Origin of the sequence: Streptomyces sp. NPDC058678 (genome assembly GCF_042714835.1) — a bacterium.
Lineage (GTDB): Bacteria > Actinomycetota > Actinomycetes > Streptomycetales > Streptomycetaceae > Streptomyces.
Genome location: NZ_JBHXSG010000012.1, coordinates 17,155 through 38,946, shown reverse-complemented (window position 1 = coordinate 38,946; position 21,792 = coordinate 17,155). Strand labels below are relative to the sequence as shown.

At 67.0% G+C, this 21,792-nt stretch carries 20 protein-coding genes; 4 read left to right on the top strand and 16 right to left on the bottom strand.

What is annotated here, in order from left to right:
* Positions 1–2 precede the first annotated feature (2 nt).
* From rpsC to rpsJ, 8 genes are read right to left on the bottom strand one after another with little or no spacing between them, the layout of a single operon-like run.
* On the bottom strand, positions 3–836 hold the full coding sequence (gene rpsC / locus ACFWWR_RS13960) for a 30S ribosomal protein S3 (protein WP_217237697.1): 834 nt from the start codon (positions 834–836) through the stop codon (positions 3–5).
* The gene (gene rplV / locus ACFWWR_RS13955; RefSeq protein WP_006604878.1) at positions 836–1,183 is read right to left on the bottom strand and encodes a 50S ribosomal protein L22; all 348 of its coding nucleotides are present in this window, start codon (positions 1,181–1,183) and stop codon (positions 836–838) included. Before rplV ends, rpsC begins: the two co-directional genes overlap by 1 nt.
* A 41-nt stretch (positions 1,184–1,224) precedes the next feature.
* A complete protein-coding gene (rpsS, locus tag ACFWWR_RS13950; RefSeq protein WP_003948639.1) occupies positions 1,225–1,506 on the bottom strand; it encodes a 30S ribosomal protein S19 in 282 nt (93 codons plus the stop codon).
* A 12-nt stretch (positions 1,507–1,518) separates the two neighbouring features.
* A complete protein-coding gene (rplB, locus tag ACFWWR_RS13945; RefSeq protein WP_030039757.1) occupies positions 1,519–2,355 on the bottom strand; it encodes a 50S ribosomal protein L2 in 837 nt (278 codons plus the stop codon).
* Between the two features lie 40 nt (positions 2,356–2,395).
* Positions 2,396–2,815 carry a 50S ribosomal protein L23 gene (rplW, locus tag ACFWWR_RS13940; protein ID WP_383866001.1) on the bottom strand — a complete coding sequence of 140 codons (420 nt, stop codon included), beginning with the start codon at positions 2,813–2,815 and terminating at the stop codon, positions 2,396–2,398.
* Positions 2,815–3,471: a 50S ribosomal protein L4 gene (gene rplD, locus ACFWWR_RS13935; RefSeq protein WP_307676743.1), complete on the bottom strand. Its 657-nt coding sequence runs from the start codon at positions 3,469–3,471 to the stop codon at positions 2,815–2,817. The genes rplW and rplD overlap by 1 nt, the downstream gene beginning before the upstream one ends.
* An 8-nt stretch (positions 3,472–3,479) precedes the next feature.
* Positions 3,480–4,124, bottom strand: a complete 645-nt coding sequence (gene rplC, locus ACFWWR_RS13930; RefSeq protein WP_053753931.1) for a 50S ribosomal protein L3 — start codon at positions 4,122–4,124, stop codon at positions 3,480–3,482.
* 17 nt (positions 4,125–4,141) lie between these two features.
* Positions 4,142–4,450 (bottom strand): 30S ribosomal protein S10, encoded by a 309-nt coding sequence (rpsJ, locus tag ACFWWR_RS13925; RefSeq protein WP_003948644.1) that lies wholly within the window; start codon positions 4,448–4,450, stop codon positions 4,142–4,144.
* Between the two features lie 501 nt (positions 4,451–4,951).
* Between rpsJ and ACFWWR_RS13920 the strand changes: the two genes are divergently transcribed.
* Together ACFWWR_RS13920 and ACFWWR_RS13915 are read left to right on the top strand one after the other, a co-directional pair.
* The gene (locus ACFWWR_RS13920) at positions 4,952–5,401 is read left to right on the top strand and encodes a hypothetical protein (protein WP_383865998.1); all 450 of its coding nucleotides are present in this window, start codon (positions 4,952–4,954) and stop codon (positions 5,399–5,401) included.
* Complete coding sequence (locus tag ACFWWR_RS13915; RefSeq protein WP_384303380.1) at positions 5,401–5,646, top strand: hypothetical protein; 246 nt, start codon at positions 5,401–5,403, stop codon at positions 5,644–5,646. Before ACFWWR_RS13920 ends, ACFWWR_RS13915 begins: the two co-directional genes overlap by 1 nt.
* A gap of 56 nt (positions 5,647–5,702) precedes the next feature.
* On the opposite strand, the gene ACFWWR_RS13910 is transcribed toward ACFWWR_RS13915, so the two are convergent.
* Entirely contained in the window at positions 5,703–6,923 is a 1,221-nt protein-coding gene (locus ACFWWR_RS13910) for an acyltransferase family protein (protein WP_384303442.1), read from the bottom strand.
* 246 nt (positions 6,924–7,169) lie between these two features.
* Between ACFWWR_RS13910 and ACFWWR_RS13905 the strand changes: the two genes are divergently transcribed.
* Both ACFWWR_RS13905 and ACFWWR_RS13900 read left to right on the top strand, forming a co-directional pair.
* Entirely contained in the window at positions 7,170–8,162 is a 993-nt protein-coding gene (locus tag ACFWWR_RS13905; protein WP_384303378.1) for a hypothetical protein, read from the top strand.
* Between the two features lie 74 nt (positions 8,163–8,236).
* Positions 8,237–8,620 (top strand): phage holin family protein, encoded by a 384-nt coding sequence (locus tag ACFWWR_RS13900; RefSeq protein ID WP_383865992.1) that lies wholly within the window; start codon positions 8,237–8,239, stop codon positions 8,618–8,620.
* A gap of 93 nt (positions 8,621–8,713) precedes the next feature.
* Here ACFWWR_RS13900 and tuf read toward each other — a convergent pair whose 3' ends face one another.
* From tuf to rpoB, 7 genes are all read right to left on the bottom strand, one after another.
* The gene (tuf, locus tag ACFWWR_RS13895) at positions 8,714–9,907 is read right to left on the bottom strand and encodes an elongation factor Tu (RefSeq protein ID WP_217237702.1); all 1,194 of its coding nucleotides are present in this window, start codon (positions 9,905–9,907) and stop codon (positions 8,714–8,716) included.
* 158 nt (positions 9,908–10,065) lie between these two features.
* Positions 10,066–12,195 carry an elongation factor G gene (fusA, locus tag ACFWWR_RS13890; protein WP_383865990.1) on the bottom strand — a complete coding sequence of 710 codons (2,130 nt, stop codon included), beginning with the start codon at positions 12,193–12,195 and terminating at the stop codon, positions 10,066–10,068.
* A 39-nt stretch (positions 12,196–12,234) separates the two neighbouring features.
* The gene (gene rpsG, locus ACFWWR_RS13885; RefSeq protein WP_005481264.1) at positions 12,235–12,705 is read right to left on the bottom strand and encodes a 30S ribosomal protein S7; all 471 of its coding nucleotides are present in this window, start codon (positions 12,703–12,705) and stop codon (positions 12,235–12,237) included.
* 2 nt (positions 12,706–12,707) lie between these two features.
* Entirely contained in the window at positions 12,708–13,079 is a 372-nt protein-coding gene (gene rpsL, locus ACFWWR_RS13880) for a 30S ribosomal protein S12 (RefSeq protein ID WP_003948652.1), read from the bottom strand.
* A gap of 378 nt (positions 13,080–13,457) precedes the next feature.
* Positions 13,458–14,000, bottom strand: a complete 543-nt coding sequence (locus tag ACFWWR_RS13875) for a DUF1707 and DUF4190 domain-containing protein (RefSeq protein WP_383865987.1) — start codon at positions 13,998–14,000, stop codon at positions 13,458–13,460.
* Positions 14,001–14,135: 135 nt separating this feature from the next.
* Complete coding sequence (locus tag ACFWWR_RS13870) at positions 14,136–18,035, bottom strand: DNA-directed RNA polymerase subunit beta' (protein WP_383865985.1); 3,900 nt, start codon at positions 18,033–18,035, stop codon at positions 14,136–14,138.
* Between the two features lie 94 nt (positions 18,036–18,129).
* The gene (gene rpoB / locus ACFWWR_RS13865) at positions 18,130–21,615 is read right to left on the bottom strand and encodes a DNA-directed RNA polymerase subunit beta (protein WP_383865983.1); all 3,486 of its coding nucleotides are present in this window, start codon (positions 21,613–21,615) and stop codon (positions 18,130–18,132) included.
* Between the last annotated feature and the right edge of the window lie 177 nt (positions 21,616–21,792).

Here is a 21,792-nt window from a genome sequence, read left to right as displayed (position 1 = left end):
GGTCAGGCCTCCGTTCCGGTGCTCTCAGCCGGAGCGGCAGCCGGAGCGTCGGCCTTGGGGGCCTCGGCAGCCGGAGCCTGCTGCGGCTTGCGACCGCGACCGCCACGCTCGCCACCACGGCCACCACGGGCCGGGCGGTCGGCGCCGCCGCCACCACGGGCCGGGCGGTTGCCGGCGCGGGCAGCAGCGTTCTCGGCGCGGACCTCGGCGATGTTCTTGACGTCGCCCTTGTAGATCCAGACCTTCACGCCGATGCGGCCGAAGGTCGTCTTGGCCTCGAAGAAGCCGTAGTCCACGTTCGCGCGGAGCGTGTGCAGGGGCACGCGGCCCTCGCGGTAGAACTCCGAGCGGGACATCTCGGCGCCACCGAGGCGGCCACCGCACTGGATCTTGATGCCCTTGGCGCCGGCCTTCATCGTGCCCTGCATGCTCTTACGCATGGCGCGACGGAAGGAGACGCGGGAGGAGAGCTGCTCGGCAACGGCCTGGGCAACCAGCTGAGCATCGGTCTCGGGGCTCTTGACCTCGAGGATGTTCAGCTGGACCTGCTTGCCCGTGAGCTTCTCGAGGTCACCGCGGATGCGGTCGGCCTCGGCGCCACGGCGGCCGATGACGATGCCCGGACGGGCCGTGTGGATGTCCACACGGACGCGGTCACGGGTGCGCTCGATCTCCACCTTCGAGATGCCGGCGCGCTCCATGCCGGACGTCATCATCCGACGGATGGCGACGTCTTCCTTGACGTAGTCCTTGTACAGCTTGTCGGCGTACCAACGGGACTTGAAGTCCGTGGTGATGCCGAGCCGGAACCCATGCGGGTTAACCTTCTGGCCCATTACCGGGTTCCTTCCTTGCTGCTGACGACCACGGTGATGTGGCTGGTCCGCTTGCGGATCCGGTAGGCGCGGCCCTGGGCACGCGGACGGAACCGCTTCAGGGTCGGACCCTCGTCGACGTACGCCTCGGAGATGACGAGGCTGCCGGCGTCGGTGTGGTCGTAGTTGTGTGCGGCGTTGGCAATGGCGCTGTCAAGCACCTTGCCGACCGGCACGCTCGCGGCCTGCGGGGCGAAACGCAGGACCGCCTGAGCCTCCGTGGCGTCCATGCCACGGATAAGGTCCACCACGCGGCGGGCCTTCATGGGCGTAACGCGGATGTACCGCGCCTGGGCCCTGGCTTCCATGGTTGTCCTTCCAGTGTCTGTCATGGTCATTCCACCCCGCGTTAGCGGCGCTTCGACTTCCGGTCGTCCTTGACGTGACCCCGGAAGGTGCGCGTCGGCGAGAACTCGCCGAGCTTGTGGCCGACCATCGACTCGGTGACAAACACCGGAATGTGGGTCTTGCCGTTGTGCACCGCGATCGTGTGGCCCAGCATGGCCGGGACGATCATCGAGCGACGGGACCAGGTCTTGATGACGTTCTTGGTGCCTGCCTCGTTCTGTACGTCCACCTTCTTGATCAGGTGGTCGTCGACGAAGGGCCCCTTCTTGAGACTGCGCGGCATCTAAACCCGCTCCTAGCGCTTCTTGTTCGTCTTGCGGCGGCGGACGATGTACTTGTTCGAAGCCTTCTTCGGCGAACGAGTACGACCTTCCTTCTGACCCCAGGGGCTGACCGGGTGGCGACCACCGGAGGTCTTGCCCTCACCACCACCGTGGGGGTGGTCAACCGGGTTCATCGCCACACCGCGAACGGTCGGGCGGACGCCCAGCCAGCGCTTGCGCCCGGCCTTGCCCCAGTTGATGTTGCTCTGCTCGGCGTTGCCGACCTCGCCGACCGTGGCGCGGCAGCGCTGGTCGACCAGGCGGATCTCACCGGACGGCATACGAAGGTGGGCCATCGTGCCCTCCTTCGCGAGCAGCTGCACCGAGGCACCGGCGGAGCGGGCGAACTTGGCGCCGCCACCGGGACGGATCTCGATCGCGTGGATCGTGGTACCGACCGGGATGTTGCGGAGCGCCAGGTTGTTGCCCGGCTTGATGTCGGCCCCGGGACCGTTCTCGACGCGGTCACCCTGCTGCAGGTTGCGCGGGGCGAGGATGTAGCGCTTCTCGCCGTCCGCGTAGTGCAGCAGCGCGATGCGCGCGGTGCGGTTGGGGTCGTACTCGATGTGCGCGACCTTCGCCGGCACGCCGTCCTTGTCGTGACGACGGAAGTCGATCACTCGGTAGGCGCGCTTGTGTCCGCCACCCTGGTGGCGAACGGTCACACGACCGGCGTTGTTACGGCCGCCCTTGCTGTGCAGCGGGCGGACCAGCGACTTCTCCGGCGTGGACCGCGTGACCTCGACGAAGTCGGCGACGCTGGAGCCACGACGGCCCGGCGTAGTCGGCTTGTACTTGCGGATTCCCATTTCTCAGTCCTCGTCCGATATCGGACGATCCAGACCGCCGTCAGGCGGTCGGACCGCCGAAGATGTCGATACGGTCGCCCTCAGCGAGGGTCACAATCGCGCGCTTGGAGCCGGCACGCTGACCGAACCCGGTCTTGGTGCGCTTGCGCTTACCGATGCGGTTGATCGTGTTGACCCCGGTGACCTTGACCGAGAAGACCGCCTGGACGGCCTGCTTGATCTGGGTCTTGTTGGCGCCCGGGGCGACGATGAACGTGTACTTGCCCTCGTCGAGAAGCGCGTAGCTCTTCTCGGACACGACCGGCTTGAGCAGGATGTCACGGGGGTCCGTGAACGACTTGCTCACCGGGGTGACGACGGTGTTCTTGCCCTCGGCCTCGTGGCGCTTCGCCTTGGCGACGCGCGCGACCTTCTTGGCCTTGGCGGCCTTGGAGGCAATGCTCGGGTGACGCGTAGCCATCAGGCCTCGCTCCCTTCGGTGTCGGTGGCCTGCGGGCCGGACACGAAGGACTCGAAAGCGGCCTGGGTGAAGACCACGTCGTCGGAGACGATCACGTCGTACGTGTTCAGCTGGCCCGGCTCCAGGATGTGGACCTGGGGCAGGTTGCGGGCGGAGAGCCACGCGGCCTCGTCGGCGCGGTCGATGACCAGGAGCACGTTCTTGCGCTCCGAGATCTTGCCGAACAGCGTCCTGGCGGCCTTCGTGGAGGGGTTCTCGCCCTCGATCACGCCGGTGACGACGTGGATGCGGTTGTGGCGGGCCCGGTCGGTGAGGGCGTGACGCAGAGCGGCAGCCTTCATCTTCTTCGGGGTCCGCTGCGAGTAGTCACGCGGCTGCGGGCCGTGGACGACGCCACCGCCTGCGAACTGCGGCGCGCGGGTCGAACCCTGGCGGGCGCGGCCGGTGCCCTTCTGGCGGTACGGCTTCTTGCCGCCACCACGGACTTCACCGCGACGCTTGGTCTTGTGCGTGCCCTGACGGGCAGCGGCGTTCTGCGCGACGACGACCTGGTGGATCAGCGGGATGCTGATCTTCTCCACGCCGAAGATCTCCGCGGGGAGCTCGACGCTTCCGGTCTTCTCGCCTGCAGGCGAAAGGATGTCAACAGTGCTCATCGGTTACCTCAGGCCCCCTTGGCCGCAGTGCGGACCAGGACGAGGCCGCCGTTCGGACCGGGAACCGCGCCCTTGATGAGCAGCAGACCCTTCTCCGCGTCAACGGCGTGGACGGTCAGGTTCTGGGTGGTGACACGCTCATTGCCCATGCGACCCGCCATGCGGAGGCCCTTGAACACGCGGCCCGGGGTGGCGCAGCCACCGATGGAACCGGGAGAGCGGTGCTTGCGCTGGGTGCCGTGTCCGGCGCCGAGGCCCTTGAAGTTGTGACGCTTCATGACACCGGCGAAGCCCTTGCCCTTGCTCTTGCCGGTCACGTCGACCTTGATGCCGGCCTCGAACACCTCAGCGGTGATCTCCTGGCCGAGGGTGTACTCGCTGGCGTCAGCGGTACGGATCTCGACGAGGTGGCGGCGGGGAGTGACGTCGGCCTTGGCGAAGTGACCCTTGAGGGGCTTGTTCACCTTGCGAGGGTCGATCTCGCCGAAGGCGATCTGGACCGACTCGTAGCCGTCGGAGTCATTCGTACGGACCTGGGTCACGACGTTGGGGCCGGCCTTGACGACGGTGACGGGAACAACACGGTTGTTCTCGTCCCACACCTGCGTCATGCCGAGCTTCTCGCCCAGGATGCCCTTGATCTGCTTAGCCATTCTCAGATCACCGGCCCCTAGAGCTTGATCTCGATGTCGACACCGGCCGGGAGGTCGAGTCGCATCAGAGAGTCAACGGTCTTGGGCGTCGGGTCGAGGATGTCGATCAGGCGCTTGTGCGTGCGCATCTCGAAGTGCTCGCGCGAGTCCTTGTACTTGTGCGGCGACTTGATGACGCAGTACACGTTCTTCTCAGTGGGCAGCGGCACCGGGCCCGCGACCGACGCACCAGTACGCGTCACCGTCTCGACGATCTTCTTCGCCGAGCTGTCGATGACCTCGTGGTCGTAGGCCTTGAGCCGGATGCGGATCTTCTGTCCCGCCATGGCTACTAGTAGTCCTGTCTCTCGTTTAACGCTCTGGAACCCGATGTTCCGAACACTTCGCTCTCCGACCCACGCGGTCGGGTGTGTCGCGCTCTCACTGACACAGATGTCCCATCTCTGGAACATCCCGTCCGGGAAGCACGGCCCTTCCGGAACCGCAAGCCGAGGGCGAAGACCCACCGGGTGCCTGGCCGGCGCTGCACTGACACTTCCCGAAAGATTCCCGTACGTCCGCCCCAGCGCTGCCACCTGGCAGTTGGGGCGACGAGTACTGTGGGACTCGCTTCCGGTCCTCCCGGCGGGAGGCGCGCAGCATCAACACTCGACCGAGCAACTCCGACAGTCTGCCATAGGGGGCGGGGGCCTGGCCAATCGGGCCGGAGACAATACCCCGGGCGTGACGTAGGTCAAACCCTTTGGGGTGGCTCCGGGCCTGTGTCAAGATCGCCGACAGCGCACTTCACGGGGAGCACGACGGCGACGGCTGATTCGGACGGCACAGTGGACACCACCGGAAGCAACACCCCCTACGTGTTCCTGGTCGCCGCGAACAACCCCGTCCCGGCATCCGATCCCCAGGCACTCGGCCTGCCGGCCGACGCCGAGATGACGTCGACGATCCGGCTGTCGAGCGCCCGCCGCCCCGAGGACACCCCGCTGGCCCGGGTCTTCGCAGCGCGCTCCGCACCACCCTGGAGCCGCAGGACCCCCTCGCCCTTCTGGATCCACGGCGGACCGGACGGCAGGCCGTGGTGTTCCGTCCACCCGGTCGCCCAGGACGCCTACGACGTCCACACACCCGAGGGCGCGCTCCTGGCGCGGATCACCCGCCGCCCCCCGCCCGTCTGCTGCCCCGGCCCCGCCGCGTCCGCTGGTCCGTGCGGTTCACCGACACGCCACAGCAGGTCTCGGGCAAGGAGGGCACCTGGTACGCGTGGCTCGTCCACGTGATGACCGCGCCCGTCTGGTTCCTGTTCGCGCTCTGCGCGCTGCTGTACGCCTCCTTCGACGGCACCACGGACGACTACTCGTTCAGAAGACCGGTCCGGACCCGCTGGCGCACCCCGGGCACCGGCACGCTCCTGGCCTACCGGGGCGTGAGCGAGGTCTACCGCCTCACCCCCCGGCGCCTGGACGTCCGGCTCGCCTACGCGCTGGCGGTCCTGCAGACGTGGGACCGCAAGCGCGGAGCGTGAACCTCAGGCCGCCCCCGCGCTTGCAGACGTGGGACCGCAAGCGCGGAGCGTGAACCTCAGGCCGCCCCCCGCGCGTTCCGCATCCGCGCGAAGGACGTGTCCAGCCCCCGCTTCACCATCCCGGCCACCGGCCGCTCCACGAACCGGTGCACCAGCCAGCTCAGCACCAGGAACCCGGCGAGCACCACACCCACCAGCACCCGGGCGTCCATCGTGTCCCGCAAGCGGTTGATCAGCGTCGTACCGGCCGCGTAGTGCGTCAGGTACAGCGGATACGTCAACGCGCCCGCCGTCACCAGCCACTTCCCCTGGACTCGGTCCGTCGCGCCGAGCGCGATGGCGACCATGGCCAGCAGGAACACGGTGAAGATCAGCACGCTCCCCCGCCAGCCGGAGACGTGCTCCACCTCGTCGATCCGCAGGCCCAACTCCCGCTGTCCCATCAGCCACGCCATCGCGAGGATGCCCCACAGCAACAGGTCCTGGCCGAAGCGGTGCATGAGGTAGAGGGCGAGGCCCGCGATGAAGTACCAGGCACCGTCGGGGTTGGCCAGCAGTTCCAGCAGGGGCAGCCCGGACACCGGTGCGAGCATCGCGGCGGCGCCCCAGGCGCAGCAGAAGACGACGACCTTCCGGTACGTCAGCCCGGTGGCGACGACGAGCAGGAAGAGCAGGTAGAAGCGCAGCTCCGACCAGAGGGTCCAGTAGACGCCGTCGACGTTCATGACACCCGAACCGGACTGCAGCATCGTGAGGTTGAGGAGTACGTCCCTCGCGCGCAGGCGGTCCCAGACGCCGGGCAGCGCCACCAGTACGGCCGTGGTGAAGGCGACGGCGAACCAGTACGCGGGGTAGAGCCGCATCACCCGCGAGACGAAGAACTGCCGCGGGGAGCGCCCCCAGCACGACATGCAGATCACGAACCCGCTGATCACGAAGAAGATCTCGACGCCGATCCAGCCGTAGGAGGCGAAGCGGAACACCGTGGGCATGATGTCGGACACCGGCCGGTCCCAGATCGCGTTGCCCGGCTGGTCGACGCGGTGGGTGCCGGCGTAGTGGTGGACGGCGACCATCAGGGCGGCCAGCAGACGGATGCCGTCGATGGCGTACAGCCGGCGGCCCGCCCTCTCCCGTACGGCGGTTCGGCGGCCCGCTCCGACGGGCTGCGGCGGCCGCCCCCTGGGCACGGCGAGCGGAGGCAACGGCTGCTGCAGAGTCCCGCCCAGGCCCGCCACCCGCGTCGGGATCGTCGTTCTGCCGTCCGCACCACGCATCGGCACCAGTCAGTCCGTCCTCATGGGGAAACTCGAAGAACTTCGGCCGAGTGGCCTCGGCCGTCGCTCACGCTACGACCGCCACAACCACCCCACAGAGAACAGACAAGAACATTCCGTGCGGCCCGCGCCGCGGAGTTGACCGAAACCTCGCCGACGCGCCCCCCAGCGTTCGGCAACACTTCACCTGGCGCCCATGACCAACTCCCCTGTCAAGGACGGCCGTTCCGCCCATAGCCTCGCCCCATGCCCCGCACCACCCCGCCCCGCCCGCTCGACGTGACGGCCCACTTCCCCGAACTCGCGCCCCTCGCCCGCCCGACCGTACGGCTGCACCCCCGCCCAGGCACCCCCACCGCGGCCGACAGCTCGATCGGCGGACCGCTGCTGTGGCCGCCCCGCGAGCCGTGGCCCACCTGCCCGGACCACGGCGGCCCCGCGCAGCTCGGCCACGCCCCCGAGGACGTACGGCTGCGGCGGCGGATCCTCCGCGAAGCCTGGAGCCGGCCGCGGGAGGAGGGGACGGCCCTGCTGACCCCGGAGGAACGCGCGATCGTCGACCGCCTCCGGCAGGCGACGCTGATCCCCCTGGACGGCCCTCTCCCGATGCTGCCCGTCGCCCAGCTCCACGCCGCCGACCTCCCCGGCCCCGGGCTCCCCCGCCCCGACGGCACGGACCTCCTGCAGCTCCTGTGGTGCCCGTTCGACCACGAGGGCCACATGCCCCGCGCCGCCCTCCGCTGGCGCACCGCAGCCCAGGTCACCGATCCGGTCCCGGCCCCGCGGACCCCCGTACTGGGCCACGACCGCCATCTTCCCGAACCGTGCGTCCTGCACCCCGAGACGGTCACCGAGTACCCGGCCCCGCACGAGCTGCCCGAGGAGCTGGCGGACCGGATCGAGGCATGGGAGGACGAGCAGGGGCTCGTCTACCAGTACGACCTCGGCGTCGCCCCGGGCTGCAAGGTCGGCGGGCACGCCCCGTGGAGCTACACCGACCCGTTCCCCATGGCCTGCCCCGACTGCGGCTCGGCCGTCCGGCCCCTGCTCACCATCGACAGCGGCGAATGGGACGGCGGCAGCACAAGCTGGCGGCCGGTCGAGGACGCCGACCACCCGGGCCCGATGTTCCGGAGCCCGGCACGGGCCACGGAGCTCAGCATCGGCCGGGACCACGCCCTGCAGCTCTACGTCTGCACGGTCTCGTACGGCCATGCGCATCTGCAGAACATCCAGTGACGCCGGTTGGGCCACACGGGTCGGCCCGGCCTCCCCCTTGTCACGCCCGTCGGCCGAACCGCATGATCGCGCCCATGTACAAACGAAGACGCGTGTGCGGCACCTTCCTCGGAGTCGCCCTCGCGACCGCTGTGCTCCCCGGCATCTCGCTGATCCTCGACTCGCCGCCCCTGGAGCTCCTGCTGCCCGGGGCCGTCTTCCTCATCGTGAACCAGCTGATCCACAGCTATCCGAGCGCCGTCCGCAGTGCTCCCCCGATCATGCTGCTGATCCTCGCCGTGGTCGGCGTCGTCCAGGACACGCTCGTCTGGCTGCTCGCCTCCTGGCTCGGCTCCGAGATGGACTACGGCCTCCACGTCGACGGTTTCCTGCCGGCCCTGCTGGGCGGCGTCATCGTCCGCGTGTCGGTCCTCGTCGTCATGGCGCTCGGCCCGCAGCCGGCACCGGAATCCGCCTAGAGGCCCGCACACGGCGAAGAGGCCCGTACGACCGAAGTCGTACGGGCCCCTTCAGGTGCTCGCGGCTGGAGCTACCAGGTCAGATCAACGGACTTACTTGTTGATCTTGGTGACCTGGCCGGCGCCCACGGTCCGGCCACCCTCACGGATGGCGAACTTCAGGCCCTCTTCCATGGCGACGGGCTGGATGAGCTCCACCTTCATCTCGGTGTTGTCACCCGGCATGACCATCTCGGTGCCCTCGGGGAGGGTCACGACGCCGGTCACGTCCGTCGTACGGAAGTAGAACTGCGGACGGTAGTTGTTGAAGAAGGGGGTGTGACGGCCACCCTCGTCTTTCGACAGGATGTAGGCCTGGGCCTCGAACTCGGTGTGCGGGGTGACCGAGCCCGGCTTGATGATGACCTGGCCGCGCTCGACGTCCTCGCGCTTGATGCCACGAAGCAGCAGACCGACGTTCTCACCGGCCTGGCCCTCGTCGAGCAGCTTGCGGAACATCTCGATACCGGTGACCGTGGTGGTGGTCTTGTCCTGCTTGATGCCGATGATGTCAACGGTCTCGTTGACCTTCAGGACACCGCGCTCGATACGGCCGGTGACGACCGTACCGCGACCGGTGATCGTGAAGACGTCCTCGACGGGCATGAGGAACGGCTTGTCGACGTCACGCTCGGGGGTCGGGATCGCCTCGTCGACGGCGGCCATCAGGTCCAGGACCGACTGGCCCCACTCCTTGTCGCCCTCGAGCGCCTTGAGCGCCGAGACCTTGACGACCGGAAGGTCGTCGCCCGGGAACTCGTACTCGGAGAGGAGCTCACGGACCTCGAGCTCGACGAGCTCCAGGATCTCCTCGTCGTCCACCATGTCGGCCTTGTTCAGGGCGACGACGATGTACGGAACGCCGACCTGGCGGGCCAGGAGCACGTGCTCCTTGGTCTGCGGCATCGGGCCGTCCGTGGCGGCGACAACGAGGATGGCGCCGTCCATCTGCGCCGCACCCGTGATCATGTTCTTGATGTAGTCCGCGTGACCGGGGCAGTCGACGTGGGCGTAGTGACGCGTCTCCGTCTGGTACTCGACGTGCGCGATCGAGATCGTGATACCGCGCTGGCGCTCCTCAGGAGCCTTGTCGATCTGGTCGAAGGCCGAGGCCTCGTTCAGGTCCGGGTACGCGTCGTGCAGCACCTTGGTAATGGCGGCCGTGAGGGTCGTCTTACCGTGGTCGATGTGACCGATGGTGCCGATGTTGACGTGCGGCTTAGTCCGCTCGAACTTCGCCTTCGCCACTGGGGTCCTCCTGGGAGTGGTTCTGGTACGCCTTACTTCATCGGCGCCAGGTGATCTTTGCTGGATGGCCCGGATCCTTCGGGGCATTCCCTCCGCCATTGCGGCGGAATGCCCCGCGAGGCTCCGGAGTCAAGCCTACGGCGTGTGAACGCGGTGCGTTACTCGCCCTTGGCCTTCGCGATGATCTCCTCGGCGACGTTCCGCGGAACCTCGGCGTAGGAGTCGAACTGCATCGAGTAGCTTGCGCGACCCGAGGTCTTGCTGCGGAGGTCTCCGACGTAGCCGAACATCTCCGAGAGGGGCACGAGGCCCTTCACGACGCGGGCACCGGCCCGCTCCTCCATGGCCTGGATCTGACCACGGCGGGAGTTGATGTCGCCGATGACCTCACCCATGTAGTCCTCGGGCGTGGTGACCTCGACGGCCATCATCGGCTCGAGCAGCACGGGGCTGGCCTTGCGGGCGGCCTCCTTGAAGGCCTGCGAACCGGCGATCTTGAAGGCGAGCTCGGAGGAGTCGACCTCGTGGTAGCCACCGTCGATGAGCGTCACGCGGACGCCCGTCATCTCGTAGCCCGCGAGGATGCCGAACTGCATGGCCTCCTGCGCACCGGCGTCCACCGACGGGATGTACTCCCGCGGGATACGGCCACCGGTGACCTTGTTCACGAACTCGTACGCCGGACCGTCGGCCTCGGTGATGGGCTCGATCGCGATCTGCACCTTGGCGAACTGACCGGTACCACCGGTCTGCTTCTTGTGGGTGTAGTCCACGCGCTCGACGGCCTTACGGATCGTCTCACGGTAGGCGACCTGCGGCTTACCGACGTTGGCCTCGACCCTGAACTCGCGCTTCATACGGTCGACCAGCACCTCAAGGTGCAGCTCGCCCATACCGCCGAGGATGGTCTGGCCCGTCTCCTCGTCCGAGTGAACGTGGAAGGAGGGGTCCTCCTCCGCGAGACGCTGGATGGCGACACCCAGCTTCTCCTGGTCACCCTTGGACTTGGGCTCGATGGCGACCTGGATGACCGGCGCCGGGAAGTCCATGGACTCCAGGATCACCGGGTTCTTGTCATCGCAGAGCGTCTCACCGGTCGTGGTCTGCTTCAGACCCATGACGGCGACGATGTCGCCGGCGCCCACCGCCTCGATCTCCTCACGCTTGTTCGCGTGCATGCGGTAGATCTTGCCGATGCGCTCCTTCTTGCCCTTGACGGAGTTCAGCACGGCGGTGCCGGTCTCCAGGCGGCCCGAGTACACCCGGACGAAGGTGAGCTTGCCCAGGTGCGGGTCGCTCATGATCTTGAACGCCAGTGCGGACAGCGGCTCATCCACGGACGGCTTGCGCTTGACGACGACCTCGGGGTCCTTGACGTCGTGGCCCTCGATGGCCTCGACGTCGAGCGGGGTCGGCAGGTAGCGCACGACCGCGTCGAGCAGGGGCTGAACGCCCTTGTTCTTGAACGCGGTACCGCAGAACACCGGGGTGACCGTGATGCCGTCGGACTTGCCGGACGCGATGGTGACACGACGGATCGCGGCGTACAGCTGCTCCTCGGTGGGCTCGTGGCCCTCCAGGAACAGCTCCATGATCTCGTCGTCATTCTCCGCGACAGTCTCGACCAGCCGACCGCGGTACTCCTCGGCAGCCTCGATGTGCGTGGCGGGGATGTCGACGACGTCGTACATCTCGCCCTTCGCCGCCTCGGCGGACCACACGAGCGCCTTCATGCGGACCAGGTCCACAACGCCCTTGAAGTCCATCTCGGCACCGATCGGCAGCTGCATGATGATCGGCACGGCGCCAAGCCGGTCCTTGATCATGTCCACGCAGCGGTGGAACTCGGCGCCGGTACGGTCCAGCTTGTTCACGAAGCAGATGCGCGGCACGCCGTAACGGTCGGCCTGACGCCACACCGTCTCGGACTGCGGCTCGACACCGGCGACACCGTCGAACACCGTGACGGCACCGTCGAGGACGCGCAGCGAGCGCTCCACCTCGACCGTGAAGTCGACGTGGCCCGGGGTGTCGATGATGTTGATCGTGTAGTCGTTGTCCTCAAGCGGCCAGTGACAGGTGGTGGCAGCAGAGGTGATCGTGATGCCACGCTCCTGCTCCTGCTCCATCCAGTCCATCGTGGCGGCGCCGTCGTGGACCTCACCGATCTTGTAGCTGACGCCGGTGTAGAAGAGGATCCGCTCGGTGGTGGTCGTCTTGCCCGCGTCGATGTGGGCCATGATCCCGATGTTGCGGACCTTGGCCAGGTCAAGTGAAGTGGTAGCCATAAGGCTTTCGTCTTCTCTCGGTCTCGATGTGGGTAGCGACTACCAGCGGTAGTGCGCGAAGGCCTTGTTGGACTCGGCCATCTTGTGGGTGTCCTCGCGCTTCTTCACAGCGGCACCGAGGCCGTTGGAGGCGTCGAGAAGCTCGTTGAGCAGACGCTCGGTCATCGTCTTCTCGCGACGGGCGCGGGAGTAACCGACGAGCCAGCGCAGCGCGAGCGTGTTGGCGCGACCGGGCTTGACCTCGATCGGAACCTGGTACGTCGCACCACCGACACGGCGGGACTTGACCTCGAGGGTCGGCTTGATGTTCTCCAGCGCGCGCTTCAGCGTGATGACCGGGTCATTGCTGGTCTTCTCGCGCAGGCCCTCCATGGCGCCGTACACGATGCGCTCGGCGGTGGAGCGCTTGCCGTTCAGCAGCACCTTGTTGATGAGGGAGGTCACCAGAGGAGAACCGTAGACCGGGTCGATGATGACCGGGCGCTTCGGGGCGGGGCCCTTACGAGGCATTTCTACTTCTCCTTCTTGGCGCCGTAGCGGCTGCGGGCCTGCTTGCGGTTCTTGACACCCTGGGTGTCGAGCGAACCGCGGATGATCTTGTAGCGAACACCGGGCAGGTCCTTCACACGACCGCCACGCACGAGCACGATGGAGTGCTCCTGCAGGTTGTGTCCCTCACCCGGAATGTAAGCAGTGACCTCGATCCCGCTGGTCAGACGCACACGCGCGACCTTACGCAGGGCCGAGTTCGGCTTCTTCGGGGTGGTCGTGAACACACGCGTGCAGACGCCGCGACGCTGAGGGGAACCCTCGAGTGCGGGCGTCTTGTTCTTCTCGACCTTGTCCTGCCGGCCCTTCCGGACCAGCTGCTGGATCGTAGGCACTACTTCTCCGGTTTCTGTGTGCCGAATGGTGAAGCTAACCTGGAACGTCGCCGACCCACGCGGTCGGGTGTGTCGAATGCTGCAGACCTCCGCCGCGAGGCAGAAAGAGCGCAGATCACGGTGGCCAGTGACGGCTCCCTATGTGCGGTTCAAGGCACGCACGAGAGCCAGGGCACACCCCAGGCACAAGGTCTGAGCGTACCTAGCTCATTCGCTGCGGTCAAAACAAATGGGGCCCACCCACATACCCAAGCGGCGCATCTCATATCCACACACCGTCCGTGATCTTCGAATCGACGATCCGGACCGTCCCCGACGGCAGTTCCCGATCTTCGAATCGCGGCCTCACAGAAGCCGCACACACCGCGCTGCGCGCACTCAGCCGGTCGCCAGGGCCACCGCGAACAACAGCGCCAGCACGGCCGCCCAGACCGCGGTGGACAGCCAGCCCAGCACCAGCCCGGTCAGCGCGAGCCCGTCACCGCCCTCCCCCGTTCGCTGGATCTCCGCACGCGCCGCATGCCCCAGGACCACCGCCGGGATGCCCGTGAGCCCGAACGAGGCCAGACAGAGCACACCGCAGAGCGCCGAGCCGACCGCCTTCCCGTTCGTCCGCGGCCGCGCCACCGGCAGAAACGTCCCCGGCACGGGCAGGGCGGCCGCCGGCTGCGGCACGGGCCCCTGCGGCAGGTCCGCGACCACCAACGCCAGCTCCCCGACCGTACGGGCCGCGTAGGCCCGCGCCACTCGCCGGTCGAACTCGGACTTCTCCAGCCGCCCCTCGCCATAGCCCGCTCTGAGCACGTCCACGGCACGCTCCCGATCGGCGTGCGAGGCGAGCATGGACGGGGCGCTGTGGCCCTGCCAGGGCTGTGGAAGGCCCTGTCCAGGCTGCCAGGGCTGCCACGACGGATTCGACACCGAGCACCTCCCCGATCCCCGAGGTCCCTCCATGATGCGCCGAACCGGCGTGTCCGGCACAGGCCCCGTCGCCGGACGCGCCGAGGGGCGGCCACCCCAGAAGGTGACCGCCCCTCGACTCAACCTGCCCGCCTACTACTGGTTGTACGGACCGTAGTCGTAGTCCTCCAGCGGAACGGCCTGGCCGGAGCCCGTGCCGAACGGCGAGTAGTCGATGTCGTCGTAGCCGACGGCCGAGTACATCGCGGCCTTGGCCTCCTCGGTCGGCTCGACCCGGATGTTGCGGTAGCGGGACAGACCCGTACCGGCCGGGATGAGCTTACCGATGATGACGTTCTCCTTGAGGCCGATCAGGGAGTCGGACTTGGCGTTGATCGCCGCGTCCGTGAGGACCCTGGTCGTCTCCTGGAAGGACGCCGCCGACAGCCACGACTCGGTCGCCAGCGAGGCCTTGGTGATACCCATCAGCTGCGGACGACCGGAGGCCGGGTGACCGCCCTCCTGGACCACACGACGGTTCTCGGTCTCGAACTTCGACCGCTCGACCAGCTCACCGGGCAGCAGCTCGGCGTCGCCGGACTCGATGATCGTCACGCGGCGGAGCATCTGCCGGATGATGATCTCGATGTGCTTGTCGTGGATCGACACACCCTGCGAGTTGTAGACCTTCTGGACCTCGCCGACCAGGTGGACCTGGACGGCACGCTGACCCAGGATGCGCAGCACGTCGTGCGGGTTGGTGGCACCCACGGTGAGCTTCTGGCCCACCTCGACGTGCTCGCCCTCGCTGACCAGGAGCCGGGCACGCTTCGAGATCGGGAACGCCGTCTCGTCGCTGCCGTCGTCCGGAGTGACGACGATCTTCTTGGTCTTCTCGGTCTCCTCGATCCGCACGCGGCCCTGGGCCTCGGAGATCGGGGCGACACCCTTGGGCGTACGAGCCTCGAAGAGCTCGACGACACGGGGCAGACCCTGGGTGATGTCGTCACCGGCCACACCACCGGTGTGGAAGGTACGCATCGTCAGCTGGGTACCGGGCTCACCGATGGACTGGGCGGCGATGATGCCGACCGCCTCACCGATGTCGACCAGCTTGCCGGTGGCCAGCGAACGGCCGTAACACATGGCGCAGGTGCCGACGTGGGACTCGCAGGTCAGGATCGAACGGGTCTTGACCTCCTCGACGCCGTGGTGCACCAGCTGGTCGATCAGGACATCGCCGAGGTCGACGTTGGCCGGCGCGATCACCTTGCCGTCGATGACGACGTCCTCGGCGAGCATGCGGGCGTAGACGCTGGTCTCGACGTCGTCCGTCTTGCGCAGCACGCCGTCGGCGCCGCGCGTGGCGATCTTCAGCTTCAGACCGCGCTCGGTGCCGCAGTCCTCCTCGCGGATGATGACGTCCTGCGAGACGTCCACCAGACGACGGGTCAGGTAGCCCGAGTCGGCGGTACGCAGGGCGGTGTCCGCCAGACCCTTACGGGCACCGTGCGTGGAGATGAAGTACTCCAGCACGGACAGGCCTTCACGGAAGGACGCCTTGATCGGACGCGGGATGGTCTCGTTCTTCGCGTTCGACACCAGACCACGCATACCGGCGATCTGCCGCATCTGCATCATGTTTCCTCGGGCACCCGAGTCAACCATCATGAAGATGGGGTTCGTCTTGGGGAAGTTCTCGTTCATCGCCTCGGCGACCTCGTTGGTCGCCTTGGTCCAGATCGCGATGAGCTCCTGCGTGCGCTCTTCCTTGGTGATCAGACCGCGCTCGTACTGCTTCTGAACCTTCTCGTCCAGCGCCTCGAAGCCCTTGACGATCTCCTTCTTCGCCTCGGGAACGACGATGTCGGAGATGGCCACGGTGACGCCGGAGCGGGTCGCCCAGAAGAAGCCGGCCGCCTTCAGGTTGTCGAGCGTCGCCGCCACGATGACCTTGGGGTAGCGCTCGGCGAGGTCGTTGACGATCTCGGAGAGCTGCTTCTTGCCCACCGAGTAGTCGACGAACGGGTAGTCCTCGGGCAGCAGCTCGTTGAAGAGCGCGCGGCCCAGGGTCGTCCGCAGCCGGAAGGTGTCACCCTGCTGCCACTCGGGCTCGCCCTCCTCGCGCACCGGCGGGGTCCAGCCGCGCGGCGGGATGGTGCCCACCGGGAAGCGGATGTCGATCGGCGACTGCAGCGCGAGCTCGCCGGCGTCGAACGCCATGATCGCCTCGGCCGTGGAGCCGAAGGACCGGCCCTCGCCCTTGGTGTCACGCAGTTCGCCGTCGGTGGTGAGGAAGAACAGACCGAGGACCATGTCCTGGGTCGGCATCGTCACCGGACGGCCGTCGGCGGGCTTGAGGATGTTGTTCGAGGACAGCATCAGGATGCGGGCCTCGGCCTGCGCCTCCGCGGACAGCGGAAGGTGCACGGCCATCTGGTCACCGTCGAAGTCCGCGTTGAACGCGGTGCAGACGAGCGGGTGGATCTGGATGGCCTTGCCCTCGACCAGCTGCGGCTCGAAGGCCTGGATGCCGAGGCGGTGCAGGGTGGGAGCACGGTTCAGCAGAACCGGGTGCTCGGCGATGACCTCTTCGAGGACGTCGTACACGACCGTGCGGCCGCGCTCCACCATGCGCTTGGCGCTCTTGATGTTCTGCGCGTGGTTCAGGTCGACCAGGCGCTTCATCACGAACGGCTTGAAGAGCTCCAGCGCCATCGCCTTCGGCAGACCGCACTGGTGCAGCTTCAGCTGCGGACCGACGACGATCACGGAACGCGCGGAGTAGTCCACACGCTTGCCGAGCAGGTTCTGACGGAAACGACCCTGCTTGCCCTTGAGCATGTCGCTCAGGGACTTCAGCGGGCGGTTACCGGGACCGGTGACCGGGCGACCACGACGACCGTTGTCGAAGAGGGCGTCCACGGCCTCCTGGAGCATGCGCTTCTCGTTGTTCACGATGATCTCGGGCGCACCGAGGTCGAGAAGCCGCTTCAGGCGGTTGTTCCGGTTGATCACACGGCGGTACAGGTCGTTCAGGTCGGAGGTCGCGAAGCGGCCACCGTCCAGCTGCACCATCGGGCGAAGGTCCGGCGGAATGACCGGGACGCAGTCGAGAACCATGCCCTTGGGGCTGTTGGAGGTCTGCAGGAAGGCAGACACGACCTTCAGCCGCTTCAGCGCACGGGTCTTCTTCTGGCCCTTGCCGGTACGGATGATCTCGCGAAGGCGCTCGGCCTCTTCGTCCAGGTCGAAGGACTCCAGGCGCTTCTGCAGCGCCGCGGCACCCATCGAGCCGTCGAAGTACGTGCCGAAGCGGTCACGGAGCTCGCGGTAGAGCAGCTCGTCGCCCTCGAGGTCCTGGACCTTGAGGTTCTTGAACCGGGTCCACACCTCGTCGAGACGGTCGATCTCGCGCTGCGAACGGTCGCGCAGCTGCTTCATCTCGCGCTCGGCACCTTCGCGCACCTTGCGGCGTACGTCGGCCTTGGCGCCCTCGGCCTCGAGCTCGGCCAGGTCGGTCTCGAGCTTCTTGGCGCGGGCCTCCAGGTCGGAGTCCCGACGGTTCTCGACCTGCTGCCGCTCGACGGAGACGTGCGCCTCCAGGGAGGGCAGGTCGCGGGTGCGGCGCTCCTCGTCGACGTACGTGATCATGTACGCCGCGAAGTAGATGACCTTCTCCAGGTCCTTCGGGGCGAGGTCGAGCAGGTAGCCCAGCCGCGACGGAACGCCCTTGAAGTACCAGATGTGCGTGACGGGCGCGGCGAGCTCGATGTGGCCCATCCGCTCACGACGCACCTTGGCGCGCGTGACCTCCACGCCACAGCGCTCACAGATGATGCCCTTGAAGCGGACGCGCTTGTACTTGCCGCAGTAGCACTCCCAGTCCCGGGTCGGACCGAAGATCTTCTCGCAGAAGAGTCCGTCCTTTTCGGGCTTGAGCGTGCGGTAGTTGATCGTCTCGGGCTTCTTGACCTCGCCGTGGCTCCACTGACGGATGTCGTCAGCGGTGGCCAGACCGATCCGGAGCTCGTCGAAGAAGTTGACGTCGAGCACTATGCGTCAATCCCTCTCAGGGTTGTAAGTCATGGGGTCTGATACGGGGGTCCTGGGGCCGGAGGCCTTCATGGCGAAGGCCTCCGAACTCCCGTCAGACCTCTTCGACGCTGCTCGGCTCACGCCGGGACAGGTCGATGCCAAGCTCCTCCGCAGCGCGGAAGACGTCCTCGTCGGTGTCGCGCATCTCGATGGACATGCCGTCCGAGGACAGCACCTCCACGTTGAGGCACAGGGACTGCATCTCCTTGATGAGCACCTTGAAGGACTCGGGGATGCCGGGCTCGGGAATGTTCTCGCCCTTGACGATGGCCTCGTAGACCTTCACGCGGCCGGTGACGTCGTCGGACTTGATGGTCAGCAGCTCCTGGAGGGCGTACGCGGCGCCATAAGCCTCCAGCGCCCACACCTCCATCTCACCGAAGCGCTGGCCACCGAACTGGGCCTTACCACCCAGCGGCTGCTGGGTGATCATCGAGTACGGACCGGTCGACCGGGCGTGCAGCTTGTCGTCGACCAGGTGGTGGAGCTTGAGGATGTACATGAAGCCGACCGAGATCGGCTCCGGGAACGGCTCGCCGGAACGGCCGTCGTACAGCCTCGCCTTGCCGGACGGAAGCACCATGCGGTCGCCGTCACGGTTCGGGATGGTGTGCTGCAGCAGACCCGCGAGCTCGTCCTCACGCGCACCGTCGAAGACGGGGGTCGCGACGTTCGTGCCCGCGTCGACCTGGTCGGCACCGATCACCTGGAGGCGCTGCGCCCAGTCCTCCGCGAGGCCGGAGACGTCCCAGCCGCGGCTGGCGAGCCAGCCGAGGTGGATCTCCAGCACCTGTCCCGGGTTCATTCGGGACGGCACACCCAGCGGGTTCAGGATGATGTCGACCGGGGTCCCGTCCTCGAGGAACGGCATGTCCTCGATGGGCAGGATCTTGGAGATGACGCCCTTGTTGCCGTGACGGCCGGCGAGCTTGTCACCGTCGGTGATCTTGCGCTTCTGCGCCACGTACACGCGCACCAGCTGGTTCACACCGGGGGGAAGCTCGTCGCCCTCTTCACGGTCGAAGACGCGGACGCCGATGACCTTGCCGATCTCGCCGTGCGGCACCTTCAGCGAGGTGTCACGGACCTCACGGGCCTTCTCGCCGAAGATCGCACGGAGCAGGCGCTCCTCCGGGGTCAGCTCGGTCTCGCCCTTGGGCGTGACCTTGCCGACCAGGATGTCGCCGGCGACGACCTCGGCACCGATGCGGATGATGCCGCGCTCGTCGAGGTCGGCGAGGACCTCCTCGGAGACGTTCGGGATGTCCCGGGTGATCTCCTCGGGGCCGAGCTTGGTGTCACGGGCGTCGACCTCGTGCTCCTCGATGTGGATCGAGGAGAGGACGTCGTCCTGTACGAGGCGCTGCGACAGGATGATCGCGTCCTCGTAGTTGTGACCCTCCCACGGCATGAACGCCACGAGCAGGTTCTTGCCCAGCGCCATCTCGCCGTTCTCGGTGGCCGGACCGTCGGCCAGGACCTGGCCCTCGATGATCCGGTCGCCCTCGTTGACGATGACCTTCTGGTTGACCGAGGTGCCCTGGTTGGAACGGGCGAACTTGGCCAGGCGGTACGTGATGTACGTGCCGTCGTCGTTGGCGGTGGTGATGTAGTCCGCGGAGACCTCCTGGACCACACCCGCCTTCTCGGCCTTGACCACGTCGCCGGCGTCGACGGCGGAGCGGTACTCCATGCCGGTGCCGACGAGCGGGGACTCGGACTTGATGAGCGGCACGGCCTGACGCATCATGTTCGCGCCCATGAGGGCACGGTTGGCGTCGTCGTGCTCGAGGAACGGGATCATGGCCGTCGCGACCGACACCATCTGGCGCGGCGAGACGTCCATGTAGTCCACGTCGTCACCGGGGACGTAGTCGACCTCGCCGCCACGACGGCGGACCAGGACGCGGTTCTCGGTGAAACGCATGTCGTCATTGAGCGTGGCGTTGGCCTGCGCGATGACGAATCGGTCCTCTTCGTCGGCCGTGAGGTAGTCGACCTCGTCGGTGACGACACCGCCGGTGACCTTGCGGTACGGCGTCTCCACGAAACCGAACGCGTTGACGCGGCCGTAGGAGGCGAGCGAGCCGATCAGACCGATGTTCGGGCCTTCAGGCGTCTCGATCGGGCACATGCGGCCGTAGTGGGACGGGTGCACGTCACGGACCTCGAAGCCGGCCCGCTCACGGGAGAGACCACCCGGACCAAGAGCCGACAGGCGGCGCTTGTGGGTGAGACCCGACAGCGGGTTGTTCTGGTCCATGAACTGCGACAGCTGGCTGGTGCCGAAGAACTCCTTGATGGAGGCGACGACCGGCCGGATGTTGATCAGGGTCTGCGGCGTGATCGCCTCGACGTCCTGGGTCGTCATGCGCTCGCGGACGACTCGCTCCATACGCGCCAGACCCGTACGGACCTGGTTCTGGATGAGTTCGCCGACGCTGCGCAGGCGACGGTTGCCGAAGTGGTCGATGTCGTCGGTCTCGACGACGATCGTCGTGCCGTTGTCAGTGGCCGTCTCGGTCTCGCCGGCGTGCAGCTTCACCAGGTACTTGATCGTCGAGATGACGTCCTCGACGGTCAGGACACCCGCGTTGAGCGGAGCGTCCCCACCCAGCTTCTTGTTGACCTTGTAGCGGCCGACCTTGGCCAGGTCGTAGCGCTTGGGGTTGAAGTAGAGGTTCTCGAGCAGGGTCTGCGCGGCCTCACGCGTCGGGGGCTCGCCCGGACGCAGCTTGCGGTAGATGTCGAGCAGCGCGTCGTCCTGGCCCTGGGTGTGGTCCTTCTCCAGGGTGGCGCGCATGGACTCGTACTCGCCGAACTCCTCGAGGATCTGCTCGGTGGTCCAGCCGAGAGCCTTGAGCAGGACGGTGACGGACTGCTTGCGCTTGCGGTCGATGCGGACACCGACCATGTCGCGCTTGTCGATCTCCATCTCCAGCCAGGCACCCCGGGACGGGATGATCTTGGCGGAGAAGATGTCCTTGTCGGACGTCTTGTCGATGGAGGAGTCGAAGTAGACGCCGGGCGAGCGGACCAGCTGCGACACCACGACACGCTCGGTGCCGTTGATGACGAACGTGCCCTTGCCGGTCATGAGCGGGAAGTCGCCCATGAAGACCGTCTGGGACTTGATCTCGCCGGTCTCGTTGTTGGTGAACTCGGCGGTGACGAAGAGCGGGGCCGCGTACGTGAAGTCGCGGTCCTTGCACTCGTCGATGCTGTTCTTCGGCGGCTCGAAACGGTGGTCGCGGAACGTCAGCGACATCGACCCGGAGAAGTCCTCGATCGGAGAGATCTCCTCGAAGATCTCCTCCAGACCGGACTTGGTGGGGACGTCCTGACCGGACTCCAGAGCCGCCTCGACACGAGCCTTCCACGCGTCGTTGCCGAGCAGCCAGTCGAAGCTCTCGGTTTGCAGCGCAAGAAGGTTCGGAACCTCGAGGGGCTCCTTGATCTTTGCAAAGGAGATGCGCAGCGGGGCGGTGCTGGCGCCGTTGTTCGTATTCGCGGTCGAGGCAGTGCGCGAGGCGGCCAAGAGGGGGTCCTTCCGAGGGCTCGGACTCACTACGCGCGTACCGGTCCCTCTCCCGGACACAGAGACAGACGTTTCCTTCCCCAGCTCAAAGGGCCAGGTCGGATTCCGTCTGATCGTCAGTGCTCAAGTGAGGGTATGCCCCTGGTGACGGGCAGGAGGCAGCTAACAGGCAGCGCA